The organism is Vibrio sp. Of14-4, assembly GCF_022347625.1.
GTDB classification, from domain to species: domain Bacteria; phylum Pseudomonadota; class Gammaproteobacteria; order Enterobacterales; family Vibrionaceae; genus Vibrio; species Vibrio pristinus.
Genome location: NZ_JAKRGI010000010.1, coordinates 107,600 through 121,552, shown reverse-complemented (window position 1 = coordinate 121,552; position 13,953 = coordinate 107,600). Strand labels below are relative to the sequence as shown.

Sequence of the window (13,953 nt, the reverse complement as noted above, 5' to 3'; positions counted from 1 at the left end):
CGTTATGAAAACATCAGCCAAATCTGGGGAGGATCTGCTGCTCAATCACTTGACGAACAGCACGACGATGCTTGGGAGCTCGATGTGTAAAAAACTCTGCCACTTGCGCTTTATAGGCATTCATGGGTCTCGGACCTATACTCGGTACCCAAAGTGCATGGTTTGTGGTGGCAAAGTTCAACTCTGGATGTCCTAATATAGCTAATGGACCTTGGGCTAGGTTTTGAGCATCAAATAGCCATATCTCTTTACCGTTACCAGACGGATTGGTTGGGTGTTTACGGACAACTGCCGTAAATACATAGCCTTCGTCTTGTCCATAGCTGTTTGGTTTACTCATAAACTGTGGGGTTCTCATCACACAGTCCGCAGGAAACTGATAAGCATCTGTCACCGACATTTGGCGGCAATCCATGTGTATCAATGCAGAAGGTTGATCTTGTTGAGGTAATGAATCGTTGCTAAATAGACGGTTAGGGTAGTCCTTGTAAGCATCTGCAACGCGCTCAATGACATGTCCTTTCCGATATCCCACAGCGGCCCAATAAATATGTTCAAATTGTTCGGGGAATTGGAAGTGGCCACGATAAGCAGGATCGTTCATATCCCAGAATAGCTGATCATCTCTAATCAATCTAAAATCACCGGCAATCTCACTGACCGAGTTACTTTTGACCTGTAGACGAGCACGCACAAGGCCACCGACATCGACTGGAGCAGCAGGGTAACCAGATAGACTGCTACTTACTCTTCCACCAAAGACAAGTTTATCTCTATTGTACTGAGGCTCAGACTTGTCCATGGCACCTAAGTATTGCCCATAAATCGTAATTTCATCATCATGGTCATCGTAGTTACACATGACATCTGAGGTATCGAAATTCAGCTCAATATAGTCAGCAGTGACAATGTCACGTCCTTCCAAGAGATCTTTTTTACGAATCACCCACACAGGTGTTCGATGCTGTTGGGCATATACAGACCGAATACCTATCATTCTGAGAGGTTCTACTTGAGCCGCCGTCTCGAAGATAAGTATATGGTTCCGAGTTACACCCAAAGAGTGGGCCGTTGCTGCAATATATGCCGGTCGTCCATCTCGGCCTAGTATATCCCATCCCTTAAGTTCACTTTGCTTGTCCCATTTAAGAAGACGGATGAAACCATTTTTCGTTCCAGTATTTGATATGTTACCGCCGTAGTTAATGGTAAAGCATTCATCTGAATCAAGATCAAAGTAGGGATGTCCAGTGGTCCGCACTTGGGGGAATAACCATTTGTCTGGGGTGAAAGCATCCATCCATGGAGGAAGGCTGCTTTGCCATTCGTCATAGTGCCCAATGGGAGTCACCAAATCTAATGTCACTGCATCAAATTCGTACGGCACGCCACCTTCGTAACTCAAAGCAAATCGATTATCACCAAGGTGATTTGGAGCAGTATTACAATAATTTACGAACCCCATTGTAGGGCTATGATATGCCATGCCTCCGAGTAAGTTAAACTTATCAGGCCAATAATCAATATGTTGCTGCATAATAGCTGAGGGGGTGTCGATCATTTTACGGGTAAATGTCGACTTGTCTGAAGAAAAATCGATTCTACTCAAGGCACCGCGACCGCTAGGACTTAGATGATCATTCTCGAGGGGAATACCTTCAGCAAAAAAAACATGGCCAGTAATATCAATTGGCATCTGACCGTAAAGTAACTGTAGTTCACCACTAGAAGGCGTTAAGTTGGCGCGCATGATGGATTCAGGAAATAATGAGCTGTCCGAACCTGTGGAAGCAAACAATTGGCTAGGCATACAGGCTGCTCCAGCTAACCCTTTTAGAAATGTGCGTCTTTGCATGTTATCGCTTCTATATTTTCTAGGAATACAATTGACACTAGGAGAAATTTACAGCTCCCATTGGAAAAAGTAGGGAACTATGAAATGTGATCGATAAGTATTGAAATTTCTTCAGTAATTACACAGATTTAAGTCAATAAAAATGTATATTTTTGAGTATCCTAGCGCCAATCAGTAGTTACGCTGTCACTAGTTTCTCTCTTCAAATATGCATAAGATTCGCTATCCCCATTATCCTTGTCTATCTTTACTGAGTGTTTGGTTATTAATGAGTGGGTGAGTTTTCCCACTCGCCATTAGGGTATAAGAGTACGCTTCAGGTGCTTGCGTGAAGGATAAAAGCACTTGGACAAGGTAAGTGACTTATGTATATCAAAAACCTTTCGATTGGTAAAAAAATTGCTTTTTCTTTCGGAATTATTGCAGCAATGAATTTGGGCTTTGGCATCATGATTCTGAGCGAACTTCGAAACAACAAAGCAGAGCTTCTCAACTTCACTGACGACACATTACCTGCGGTAGAGCAGGTAGATTTTGTTCGAGACAAAATGTCTCTTTGGCGACGTGCTCAGTTTGCTGTATTTGCGATGAGCGACCAAAACAAAGTTCAAACTACAATCGCCTCAAATGAAAAAATAAAAGAGCAAATCAACACCGAACTCGCCGCTTATGGAAAGACGGTTTGGCCCGGTGAGGAAGAACAAACATTTAATCGTCTACAAAAGAAGTGGCAGGGCTACCTCAAAACCATGGATTCGTTCGACCAAGCGATGAAGAACATGGACAAGGAAACTGCTTATCCAATTCTTGCAAACTCGCTTAGCGATTTCGAATCAGTAGAAGCAGACATCAATATCTTAGTGGGCATTCTAAAAGGTGCGATGAATAGTAATCGAGAGCATATTCTATCGTCACTAGATAGCCTGAGCAATGTGGCTATGGTGATCAATGCTCTGATTGTGATTGTCATGGTTATTATCACTATGTTCCTTACCAGAATCATATGTAACCCGCTTGCCGCTGTTGTTAAACAAGCCAATGCGATCGCAGAAGGTGACCTATCCAGAACTCTTGATCGCTCTCGGCTCGGGAGTGATGAGCTAGGAGATCTTGCAGACGCATCTTTCAGAATGCAGCAAAACTTGAGAGAACTGATCAATCAAAGCGTCACCGTTGTACAAGAACTGGGGAGCGCAGTTGATGAAATGACTCAAGTCTCCAACAAGTCCGCTCAAGAAATGCAAGACCAGCAGTCTCAGGTCACACATGTGGCTAGTGCAATGAGCCAAATGAAATCGTCGGTGGCTGATGTTGCACACACCACTGAAGTTTCAGCCGAACAAGCAAACGAAGCTAATGGCAAAGTGAAAGAAGGGGCTCGCAACACCCAAACAATGGTTCAATCTATTGAAAATGTTGCAAAAATCATCGGCGAGGCCGGTGACAATGTTGCTGAGCTTGAGCAGCAATCTAACCAAGTTAATACCATAGTCGATGTTATTCGAGACATTGCCGATCAAACAAACCTACTTGCTTTGAATGCAGCAATTGAAGCCGCGCGGGCAGGGGAGTCTGGGCGAGGTTTTGCAGTAGTTGCTGATGAAGTCAGAACACTTGCAGGAAGAACTCAAGATTCAACAAGCGAAATTACCAGCATTATAGAAAAGCTACAAGCTATAGCCAGTCAAGCGAAGGAAACAACCGACCGCTCTCGCCAACAGATAGAAACTTGTGTTGAACAAGGCAACCAGTCAAAAGAACTCATGACCGCTATTAATGAATTTATATCAGGTATTGCTGACATGGGAACCCAAATCGCGAGCGCATGTAACCAGCAAGACAGTGTCGCAGAAGAACTAAGTTCAAATATAGAAAGTATACATTTGTCAGCTCAATCAGTGGCTGAAGGCTCCGTCAGTACGGCAAAAGGGTGTGAAGAACTAAGTAGATTATCTTCATCGTTACAACAGGCGATGGGTAAGTTCAAACTCGACTGAGTTGTATATAAGGAGAACCTTGTATGGTGTTTAGAGTCACGTTAGTTTCACTTGCAGTAGCTTCTGTGCTTTTTCCGCTTTCAGGTAATGCTGCGAGAGTTATATTACCTGAAACGCCTCCGAGTATGACTCAAGTTAACCAATCTAATTCTTGGTTAGAAATCAGTCTCGGACAGTTTAGACAAAACATGGCGCAGTTTCGCTCTCATTTACATTCAAACACAAAGCTGTGTGTAGTGATGAAAGCGGACGCCTATGGCAACGGAATCAGAGGTCTAATGCCAACGATCCTAGAGCTTAATGTGCCATGTATTGCAATTGCGAGTAATGCTGAAGCTCGAGCAGTTCGAGACGGAGGATTTAGAGGCCAGCTTGTGCGAGTTAGATCGGCTGATATAGATGAAATTAAGCAAGTCCTAGATTTAGATGTTGAAGAGCTCGTAGGTAGCGCGCACCAAGCAAGCCAAATTAAAGCACTTAACCTAGAAAAACCAGTTAAGGTTCATTTGGCATTAAATGATGGTGGCATGTCACGCAATGGCATTGATATGACAACAGAAGCGGGCAAGCTAGAAGCGGTGGAACTTGCTAACAGTGAATCTGTTGAAGTTGTTGGTATCATGACGCATTTTCCCAATTATGATGCGGAAGAAGTCAGAAGCAAACTGGCTGAATTTAAACAAAGTTCTTCTTGGCTAATCGAGAACTCAAAGCTGGACCGAGACAACATCTTATTACATGTATCGAACTCATTTACAGCGCTTAATGTACCAGAGGCTCAGTTGGATATGGTCCGACCCGGAGGCGTTCTGTATGGTGATTTACCAACAAATCCAGAATACCCATCCATCGTGAGCTTTAAAACCCGTATTGCGTCATTGCACCACGTACCAGTCAATTCCACGGTGGGATACGATAGTAGCTTTACTACAAAACGAGACAGTGTTTTGGCCAACTTGCCAGTCGGATATTCAGACGGATATCCAAGAAAAATGGGTAATGCAGCTTACGTCATTGTTAACGGTCAGCGAGCGCCTGTCGTTGGAAAAACATCAATGAATACATCCATGGTAGATGTAACTGATATTAAAGGTGTTTCTACAGGCCAAGAAGTAACATTATTTGGGAAACAAGCAAAAGAACAGATTACCATTGGTGAGTTAGAAGAAAATGCAGACTTGATCTTTCCTTGGTAAATGGGTTATGTTGAATGCAACAGACACGTTGTAAGCATATAGACTAGGAGTGCAGATGCACTCTTTAGTATTGGACACTTAATTTAACATAATATACATAATGCGCACTGGTAATGTAGGTGCAATTTAGGTTTGAGCCATTTTAAAATGTCCTCTTATGCTTAATGAACACGCTGAGCTTTGAGGAACTCAACCGATGCTAATTCCCATGAGTGACCGAGACATTAATCGTTTTAAAGTGCTGCAAGATGTTCGCGAACGCCGCCTTCGTCAAGTTGATGCAGCCGGCGGCATACTCAACATCAGCCCTCGACAAGTTGAACATCCTTGGGGTTTTGTGGCCAAAGAACTCAACATGCCCGAGTGGAGCGTTAAGCAATGCAAAGAGTACGCAATGAAAATACGCCGCTAGCGGCGACAATGAGCAATCCCCTCACCCACGTTTTGCGCGGTCTAGGCCTTCGACAAACCACTCAACAATAAGTGTCTGTAGTTCATGGCTTGGACCTCTTGAACTCGCCAATTATCTTATACTTTGGGGCCTCAAAAGAGAAAGAGTTCCCAGCGGCTATATTTTGTTGTATGCGAACAAGGTTCTGATCATTAATCACGAGGCTGCTGACTAAACGGTAGGTGTTTTTGCTACCTTGTACTTCAGAGATCTTCGTTGTGACTTCAATTTCCTCCGCATCAGAACCAATAATAAAAGTACCCTCGCGGTCGCTTAGCAAGGTTAGTTTTGGTGCAACAAGCAATTTATCATTTTGATAGATTTGGTAAGAAACTAAATAAGGTGCGCTGTCTTGTGCCAGAGCCAAACCAGAAAATAGTAATGATACTATCGCAATTGTCAGTTTTTTCATCTGACTCTCCAACTAATTAGATTGATACGCTTCAAATAGTAGAAAAACGTCTATCGGATATGTTCCCATGAAAAACTTTTCAAGAAACTAGATGTGCCAAAACTCGTTGAGTTTGTTGATCCAAATCCTTCCATTAAGGACTTCGATTTATACGAGTTTCTTAAAAAAACACGACGAATTCAAATGATAATGAAAGCCCAAAAGCAACTTTGCTTTTGGGCTGTGTCTATTACAAGTCGTTAACCTTTAAAACTTCATTTTTATTAATGGTTTGGGTTTTTCCAGCCACGTCTTCATACTCGTAAAACCCGGTATCTTCGTTATATGAAACTTCATCAGGTGTATCTAATGTGGTTCCATCTTTTAACACGATTTGCTGCGGAGAGGCACAACCAGCTAAAATAACCAATGAAAAAGCCGTAACAATCGTAGTTTTAAACATTTTTATACTCCATAGAACTCTCAAGTGTCATTACTTCCATTTGCTGTTTTCATGTCGCTAATAGAAAACAAGCTAGCCTTATCTTAAGACTAACCTTGCTATAGAAAGTCAACACGTCGTAAGTTGGACGTTATGGTTATGTTTGAGGCTTTGACATATACGTAATCGAGAAAAGGAGCCTTTCCCCTACTTCGTGTTTTTCGAGATGGCTGTATGAGATTAGTGCTGGCCATGACCATCTAGTATTAGATGATTATGCGGTTTTGTGTGTTAGAAAATCCTCATTAAAAGATTCTTGTGTACCCACCTTGAGTAAACTTTACCGCAGAAAACTGGATTTCATACGTATTGCTTAATTTTAGCTTCGTGAAACTAGCAACTCGGTCTTATGTTATGTTGATAATCCTTGCAACCAATACTTGATCGTTTTCTGCACTTCTTCTAGTTGCAAAATAATTGAATTTGTTTCGTCTACCTCTCTATCCGTTAATGCTCTAGATTGATAGCTTTCCTCAAAGCTGTTTAGGCTTGCTAATGTTATCTGAGAATCAAATTCAAAGCCTTCTTCAGGCGTCATTCCCTCCAACTTTTTAGCTAATTCTTTAAGCCCCTTTAGTAGAGATAAGGCAATTGGGTCATCTGGGATATTGCTAAGTATGGTCAGTATAATACTGGTTTTTAACTTGACTAGCAGGAGCAGTAAAATGAGCTGCTTTGAGTTCATGGCGAGTCTATTCATTAACGCCAGAATCAAGTCTATTTGATCGAAACCTTTCTCAGTTTGTTGAATGACTTCTGCATTCAAATAGCTTTTTTCCGGAGCTGAATCACTAGATATCGTGCTATGATCGCTAGCAGATATAGGGAGAATATGGTTGTTCATGAGCTGTTGGTCACTTAAAAATATCTATTGGAATCATGATATAAAAGCAATTCTGACACACAAGTGAATAAACATGATTGGTTTGATTCAATCATGAAACTTGGTCAAAAATTCAAAAAATGTTGCAGACTCTCGCTTTATTCAGGTGCCGGCTAGTCTTTATTTAAACATCTTTAGAACACCAACAAAGTCATTCAACTTCTTACCATTTTTATCTAGGCTCTGAAATACGCCCTCTACTCCGCCAGGTTTATTGCTTGTACACGATTGCTGAGGTTGTTTTTCTGCCTTTCGAGCCGCTGCTTTAGCCGCTCGTTTTTTCTGATAATCCTCAGACTGTTGAGCCAAGGCTTTTGTTTGAGCAAATGGCCCCTTCTTTTCTTCCTTTTTCTGGCCAAAAACAGCGGCACGGGCTTTTGCATCACGCTCAACGCGTTGTTGATGCCGACTAGGCTCTTTTCTCGCAAAATTATCTGCACCATTCCCCTTACCTGTAACAATGAGAGAGAAGCTTCTTTCTTCACTCATTTCGTTCATACATACATGAGGATTTGAAGTTTTAGAAATATCGACGTTCTTCACTGATGCAATAGTATTGCGTAGGCTTTCTACAGACTCTGTGCTGCTACTTGAAGGATCTAATGACAGTTGAGGATTTAAATTAATTGAGCTAACCATAACACGATTCCAATACGTTATACTGGGATTGCTTCTTCCTGAAGCGTGGCTAGTCATATTGATATAAAAAACAATAAAAGTATCTGTATTTTACCTTATGTCACAAGTTTTCACGTCTGAACGCTAATTCAAATAAATTAAAGGCTAATCATTCACTAGCCTTTTAATTCAACTTCACATAATTGGTTACTTGGCTGCTTGGCTTGCCAAGTTGTTTAGTACGCCGTTTATTTTTGCCAGGACTTGGTCACAGCCTTTCATACCATGACGATCCTTCAAATACATAGGGTTGTTATAGGCAATCCAAGTTTTACCTTGTTCATCCTCATAAATGAGCGCTTTTTGTGGAAGGTCTATAGCGACTTCTTGACTGCACTGCATAAGCTTTGTGCCGACTTTCGGATTACCAAAAATAACCACTTGTGTAGGTCGAAGTTCCATACCGACTTTTTCAGCATTAGTTTTATGGTCCACTCTGGCGAAAACGTTAAATCCTTTTTCTTGAATGGTAGTGACAAATTGATCCGCTGTTTTGGACACTGAATGTTGGCTTGACAGTCTAATAATACTGTCTTCTGCCAATGCAGAAATTGAGCACAAACTGGCACTTAACAAGATAGTTGCAACTTTGAACATAGATTAACTCCCTAGATAGTTTCTACTTTGAACTCTTAGCATTACCTGAATTATACTTGGACGCAATGCTCGATTTTCAACCTAAGCTACTCAGTCACAAAAGCCAGATTTCTCTGGCTCTATTATGCTTAATCGAATTAACTGATCCTATCCCAAGGCCCAGCAGCAAACGAAGTCGTTTCACTTCTAATGATACTTCCATCTTTACTCGTAGAATGTTGAGCAAAAGAGTAAGAGCTGGTTAACAATGCTGAGATGGCGATTATTTTAAGTAATTTCATAGATATACATCCTCACTTTCTTATTGGTATGAAATATTAAGGACACTAGTATCATTAAACAGTAGCTCCCTAAATGTATGCCATCGCCGACTTGGATAAAGATCACTGATTAAACATGTGCTGAAACTAAATTTAAAAAATATAACGCAATTTATCATCAAGCTGCGATCTCAGCTTGATGATGTTATATTCATTGGCGCTATAGTTGATAATCAAATACCAAAACTCCGACATATTTACTTCCATCGGAATTTTTTTCGATTTTTAAAAACGGACCGACAAAGTCCTTGAACTTTTGGTGGTTAGCATCAAAATATTTAGGGTCAGAGATTGCGGGTGTGCCTACGTAATAGTTGAGATCCCCTTTTGACGCAAAGCTTACAGTAAATGACAAGTCATAACCCTTTCCCTGCCCTTCTTTACTTATGTTCCCTGAACCTACCTCAATGTTTTTTATGTAGGGTTTGCCATCACGCTTTGAGCTTTTCAAAGCAAGAAAGCGGTCAATAATTTCTTTTTTCTGTGCTTGAGTCACATCATCTTTTAGATCAAAAAGCACGATGTGTCTTGTTGTGCCTTCTAGATAGTCTGATTTAGTTTCATTCGCATAACTTTCTACTGGAATGGTTTTAGGGCTGCTTGCATATTCATCTTGATTAGAGGTCGTGTGAGCGAGACTGAAAAAAGAAAATGTACTCAAAATAGTTATAGCCAAAGTGTTTTTCATCCGAGTTTTCCTCAACTTATTACATAGACACGTTAGTGACCTGGCATTCGTATCAATAATTTCACTCTAGCTAAAAAAGACTCTTATTTCGTTAAACTGCTTCAGAACTAGCTATAAAAACCTTATTAAAATTATGTCTTATTTTGAGCGATATTTAATAACCGCAACTTGGGTTATAAATGCATTGGTGACCATAACTAAAGGTGTTTAAATAACCACATTTATTAGGTTTTAAACTAAGTTGGGAAATAGAAGTCATGCTTTTACTTATTCTTATTGTCTTTGTTGCAGCTGTGATTCTTGTCATTTCGTTGTTTACCCGAACTAAGCAAATCCCAATAGATAATTCTCAATCAAGTATGCCTGTGACTTACCAATATGACTCGCGTGCATCAATTGCAAGTCCGGAGGAGCTCGAGTTTTACCGCGCGTTATCCGTCGTTGTAAAAGGTAGAGATGTGATTTTTACTAAAGTCAGCGCTGCCGATTTAATGTTGCCAAGAAAAGGCCTATATAGCGGTGGTGATAGGCAGAGAGCTTATAACAAATTATCTCGAAAACATGTTGATTTCGTGCTTTGTGATCCTATTACATTAGAGATACGGACCCTCATACAGTTAGACAGTGATAAGAAAAAAACGAGTAATGAAATAAAAAACTATGTCGAGAAAGCGGCAAAGACTGCTGGTTTAACAACAAAGCGTTTCTGTATCGAGAAATCATATGACTACGATGAAATAGAGAAAGTACTCTATGGAGAACACGCAATGCTTAACAAAATGTTCGCGACGCGCTGAAGGTAATGATTCGTTAATTTTTAGTACAGGTCTGGTAGTTTTCCTGATTACAGTACGTCATTGGAATATATTGTATTTCTTCCACTGGTTTTTGGGTGGCGAGCTTATAAAGAGTGAGTAACGCTTGTCTGCCCATTTCAAAAGGGTTTTGACCAACGTTTGCGTGAGCAAGTCCATCTTTTAAATACACTAGTTGCTCGTCGGCGGTATCTGCAGTGATGATAATAATTTCTTTGTCGCTTATAGCCTGCTTGTATGGTTCGACAACATTGCGGTAAGTCGTTAGAAACTGACTCCACCCACCAACCGCAACAACCGCATGGATATCTCTTTGTTTATATGAGTTGAGTACATTTTTTAGGTCCTCCAACGCCTGCTCAAAAGAACCAAAATTGTAAAGTGGTTTAGTTGGCTCCGTCCAACCTTCGTGTCCCATCAAGCGCTTGCCCGGTGAATGTTCGTATTCCCTGCCAGATAAAGCGGAGCGCACCCCCATAACCCGCAGATTTAAATTTGGAGAGTCAGAGCGACCAGATTGAACTATCACGTTACCTCCATTTGGCATTTCAGCTTTCAACGCTTCACCTAAGGCTTTTCCGAGTTCAAAATCGTTAGTGCCAATATAAGCAGCTCTTAAATTGGGATTGCGGGTAACAGCTTCTGTTTCAAAGTCCGAGTCATATGTTACGATTGGAATGCCAGCAGAGAGTGCCTTTTTCATACTGTTATCTAGAATGAATGCTGACTGAGCAACAGCAATCGCAATACCATCTACTCCTTCTGCAACAAGTTCGGCAATGATCTTGTCTTGTTTGCGAACATCAACACCTTTGGGACCGCGGAAAATGCACTCTACATTCCCCAACTCTTTCGCTGCTGCTTCACACCCTTCTCTACTAGCTTGAAAAAATGGGTTATTTTCTTCTTTGGGGACAACAGCAAACTTGTATTGTTTGGCTCCTACCGTTTTGACCATAAACAACGACAGACATAAAACTACAGCAAATTTCATCCCAAGCATGATGCTAAACCTTGTCATCTAGTTAGATAAAGTTTGTATTAACTTCATAAACCTTAGTCCATAACGATGAGGTTTGGAATAAAGATCAATCTGCATGTCAGGGTATTGTCATGAATGTGAATATGAGTAATGATCGCTTTTTGATATTCAATTCTTTTGATAGAGTCCCAGTATATCTCAACTCTTAGCGCTATATGGCTGGTTTACTCATGACTAGCCCCTGCTTAAGGTAAATGTGAATGAACGTAAAAACACCTCCAAGTCGCAAGACAATCGCTTGCGAAGACCACTTAATTATTTGGATTTGGGAAAACTTTATGCGTAATCATGGGCTAGATGAAGATACAATCTTGAATAACTTGATGGCACTGGGTGATTTGCTTGTTGAAGTTAGACAAGAAAATGCAGGCTTTTTGTTACCTAGCTCTAACCCAGATCTTGTTTGTGACGCGGTCAATCAAACAGTGACCAGTGGGGAGGCTTTTTATCAAGAGCACAAATATTTTGTCGAAGAAATACAAGGTATGATTGATACTCAATCCGGAACATCCCTACCCAAGATTCATGTATAAACCAACACTCTTTATTGTGTTGTTATCTTGTCGATGTTGTTTAGCGAACAAGACTCTGTGCCAGATGGAGAAGTGACGATCATTTTTTGAAATCCAATTACCAAGTTATGCTGGACTGTACCACTTTTATAAGTAATGATTTCGGCATTGTTTATTTCTCGTGCTTTCACATCTTTTTTCCCATCGGAAGTCACACAAACCAAAGTACAACCTCCCATTTTACATGAGATTTTACTGATAAATTCTATGTTTGGATTATTTGCGGCTAAAGCCGAAGCGGCGATAAGCGACAGAGCTGTACTTGCAATGACGTTGACCTTCATTAATTTTCCTTTTGCATTTCCACTTCACAGGTAATGAATATTACTGTGTGAACATAATAGTCACAATAATCAAGAAACTTTTAAGTCAGTTGAAATATTTTGGCCCTGCTTGCCTAGTAATACTGTCTCGTACTACTTCTATCTGATCCCAAATGTCTTTCGCTGTTTGAGGATTAGCTTCTAGAAACTGTTCGCTTAATACTAAAAAGTAGTCTTTCGTTTTTATCGCTGGATTAACTTGCTCTATATTCGTGATCCCCTGAACTGAGAGAAATTGTTGAGCCATAGTATCTTGTACAGCGATAACAGGCAGTCGCCCGAGTTTTAGCATACTAAACAGCTGCTCAGTTGTTTTTACTTCATGAACCTTAAGCTGTTTATTCTGCAAGTCCTTCACTATTGAATACCCAAGATGTGCGCCAATTTTATAATCAGATTGAGCAAAGTGCTCTCCATCCCAATCCACAGCTTGTCCTTCCAATGTATAGAAATAATATCCAATCGTGGCGATACGCTTTGTACCATCCGGCTTATCCTCTTTCATTGGATAACGAGCGTATTGAGCACGTTGAGTATTATAGGAAAAGATAAACCCACCATCTACGTTTCCAGCAGAAACCTCCTCTAATACCCGCTTGCCGGGCAGACGAACATACTCAATATCAAGATTTAAGATTTTGCCCACATGGTTCAGTACATCAAGAGCAAGTCCAGGAGGTTTGGCTACATTCGTTCCATTACCCAATTGGAATGGGTAAGATTCAATATCGGAATAGGCCAATTTCAGAGATACAGACCATACCTCGACAGGAAGGATCAGAAACACAAACATGCATAGGTTCGAAGTTAAACGCGTCATACTCACTATTTTCGTTTGTATAATACCCTACCAAAGAATAGAAAACTTTAGCCATACTTGTTAGTACCATTCGATGAGTTTCTATTATCCCTATTGCAACATACCACTTTTTTATAAAGGTAAAATAAAAAGAACCGGCTCCAGAAGAGCCGGCCTGTTACCCGAAACAGCAAACGTAAGGCTTGGGATAACACCCAAAGCGTGAACAAGTTAACAAAATTTTTGTATTATGAAACATAGATTTACCATGTATGTGATAAATTTCGAGTTATTAGTGCTAGTTATGGATAATTGAGTATTTAAGTGTTTTCTATTTGTATATTTTGTTGTGTTTTTTTTAACTTGATGTTTGTTTTTATGGTGTTTTAAAGTGGCGGTTGGCTCATAAAATCAGTCATTTAAAAAATGTAACGGCCATAAAATACAACTTTGTATATCGATAGAGGTAAATTTGTCAAAACATCTAAATCTGTAATGCAGTTGCGATTCTCGTGCCACTAAGTCTGTAACTATAGTTAATCTTAGGTTGCAGTTTTAGCAGGTGTATCGAAAGACTTATAGCAGTATTGTTAACAATAGGTTCACTACTAGTTAACAAGAGAGGTCGAGATGAAAGTACTTATTCAATATACTCAGACTGGAAAATATCGAGATCAAGCATGGGAAGCATACACTTTGAGAGCTAAAGGCGACTTACACGCAGTAACACCTTCGTATGCTGCTCAGCTAATTAAACAAAACAAAGCCCACTTATTCACAACTGAGGATTCAGACATAGTTATTGAGTCATAGCATGAAATGGCCAACCCGTTAGCGACCTTCA

Annotated in this window: 17 protein-coding genes; 6 read left to right on the top strand and 11 right to left on the bottom strand. The window is 40.4% G+C overall.

Going from position 1 to position 13,953, the window contains the following annotated elements; genetic code table 11:
• Positions 1–13: 13 nt before the first annotated feature.
• Positions 14–1,855 (bottom strand): carotenoid oxygenase family protein, encoded by a 1,842-nt coding sequence (locus MHN79_RS11535; RefSeq protein WP_239173016.1) that lies wholly within the window; start codon positions 1,853–1,855, stop codon positions 14–16.
• Between the two features lie 365 nt (positions 1,856–2,220).
• On the opposite strand from MHN79_RS11535, the gene MHN79_RS11530 reads away from it, so the two are divergent.
• From MHN79_RS11530 to MHN79_RS11520, 3 genes are all read left to right on the top strand, one after another.
• Complete coding sequence (locus MHN79_RS11530) at positions 2,221–3,852, top strand: methyl-accepting chemotaxis protein (RefSeq protein ID WP_239173015.1); 1,632 nt, start codon at positions 2,221–2,223, stop codon at positions 3,850–3,852.
• Positions 3,853–3,875: 23 nt separating this feature from the next.
• Positions 3,876–5,048, top strand: coding sequence for an alanine racemase (gene alr / locus MHN79_RS11525; RefSeq protein ID WP_239173014.1), 1,173 nt, complete (start codon positions 3,876–3,878; stop codon positions 5,046–5,048).
• Positions 5,049–5,244: 196 nt separating this feature from the next.
• Positions 5,245–5,460: a hypothetical protein gene (locus MHN79_RS11520; RefSeq protein WP_239173127.1), complete on the top strand. Its 216-nt coding sequence runs from the start codon at positions 5,245–5,247 to the stop codon at positions 5,458–5,460.
• Between the two features lie 82 nt (positions 5,461–5,542).
• Here MHN79_RS11520 and MHN79_RS11515 read toward each other — a convergent pair whose 3' ends face one another.
• The 7 genes from MHN79_RS11515 to MHN79_RS11485 form a co-directional block, all read right to left on the bottom strand.
• Entirely contained in the window at positions 5,543–5,911 is a 369-nt protein-coding gene (locus MHN79_RS11515) for a hypothetical protein (protein WP_239173013.1), read from the bottom strand.
• 229 nt (positions 5,912–6,140) lie between these two features.
• The gene (locus MHN79_RS11510; protein ID WP_239173012.1) at positions 6,141–6,353 is read right to left on the bottom strand and encodes a YgdI/YgdR family lipoprotein; all 213 of its coding nucleotides are present in this window, start codon (positions 6,351–6,353) and stop codon (positions 6,141–6,143) included.
• 391 nt (positions 6,354–6,744) lie between these two features.
• The gene (locus tag MHN79_RS11505; RefSeq protein WP_239173011.1) at positions 6,745–7,236 is read right to left on the bottom strand and encodes a hypothetical protein; all 492 of its coding nucleotides are present in this window, start codon (positions 7,234–7,236) and stop codon (positions 6,745–6,747) included.
• A 159-nt stretch (positions 7,237–7,395) separates the two neighbouring features.
• Complete coding sequence (locus MHN79_RS11500; RefSeq protein WP_239173010.1) at positions 7,396–7,914, bottom strand: hypothetical protein; 519 nt, start codon at positions 7,912–7,914, stop codon at positions 7,396–7,398.
• Between the two features lie 186 nt (positions 7,915–8,100).
• Positions 8,101–8,550 (bottom strand): DUF302 domain-containing protein, encoded by a 450-nt coding sequence (locus MHN79_RS11495; RefSeq protein ID WP_239173009.1) that lies wholly within the window; start codon positions 8,548–8,550, stop codon positions 8,101–8,103.
• A 137-nt stretch (positions 8,551–8,687) separates the two neighbouring features.
• The gene (locus MHN79_RS11490; protein ID WP_239173008.1) at positions 8,688–8,831 is read right to left on the bottom strand and encodes a hypothetical protein; all 144 of its coding nucleotides are present in this window, start codon (positions 8,829–8,831) and stop codon (positions 8,688–8,690) included.
• Positions 8,832–9,030: 199 nt separating this feature from the next.
• The gene (locus MHN79_RS11485) at positions 9,031–9,558 is read right to left on the bottom strand and encodes a Dabb family protein (RefSeq protein ID WP_239173007.1); all 528 of its coding nucleotides are present in this window, start codon (positions 9,556–9,558) and stop codon (positions 9,031–9,033) included.
• 257 nt (positions 9,559–9,815) lie between these two features.
• Here MHN79_RS11485 and MHN79_RS11480 point away from each other — a divergent pair, with 257 nt between their 5' ends.
• On the top strand, positions 9,816–10,355 hold the full coding sequence (locus MHN79_RS11480; protein WP_239173006.1) for a DUF2726 domain-containing protein: 540 nt from the start codon (positions 9,816–9,818) through the stop codon (positions 10,353–10,355).
• A 13-nt stretch (positions 10,356–10,368) separates the two neighbouring features.
• Here the strand turns inward: MHN79_RS11480 and MHN79_RS11475 are convergent, their stop codons facing one another.
• Complete coding sequence (locus tag MHN79_RS11475; RefSeq protein ID WP_239173005.1) at positions 10,369–11,376, bottom strand: substrate-binding domain-containing protein; 1,008 nt, start codon at positions 11,374–11,376, stop codon at positions 10,369–10,371.
• Between the two features lie 239 nt (positions 11,377–11,615).
• On the opposite strand from MHN79_RS11475, the gene MHN79_RS11470 reads away from it, so the two are divergent.
• A complete protein-coding gene (locus MHN79_RS11470; protein WP_239173004.1) occupies positions 11,616–11,948 on the top strand; it encodes a hypothetical protein in 333 nt (110 codons plus the stop codon).
• 11 nt (positions 11,949–11,959) lie between these two features.
• Here MHN79_RS11470 and MHN79_RS11465 read toward each other — a convergent pair whose 3' ends face one another.
• Both MHN79_RS11465 and MHN79_RS11460 read right to left on the bottom strand, forming a co-directional pair.
• Positions 11,960–12,271 carry a hypothetical protein gene (locus MHN79_RS11465; RefSeq protein WP_114785725.1) on the bottom strand — a complete coding sequence of 104 codons (312 nt, stop codon included), beginning with the start codon at positions 12,269–12,271 and terminating at the stop codon, positions 11,960–11,962.
• A gap of 85 nt (positions 12,272–12,356) precedes the next feature.
• Complete coding sequence (locus MHN79_RS11460; protein WP_239173003.1) at positions 12,357–13,130, bottom strand: transporter substrate-binding domain-containing protein; 774 nt, start codon at positions 13,128–13,130, stop codon at positions 12,357–12,359.
• 609 nt (positions 13,131–13,739) lie between these two features.
• On the opposite strand from MHN79_RS11460, the gene MHN79_RS11455 reads away from it, so the two are divergent.
• Positions 13,740–13,922 carry a hypothetical protein gene (locus tag MHN79_RS11455; protein ID WP_114785727.1) on the top strand — a complete coding sequence of 61 codons (183 nt, stop codon included), beginning with the start codon at positions 13,740–13,742 and terminating at the stop codon, positions 13,920–13,922.
• The last annotated feature ends 31 nt before the right edge of the window (positions 13,923–13,953 follow it).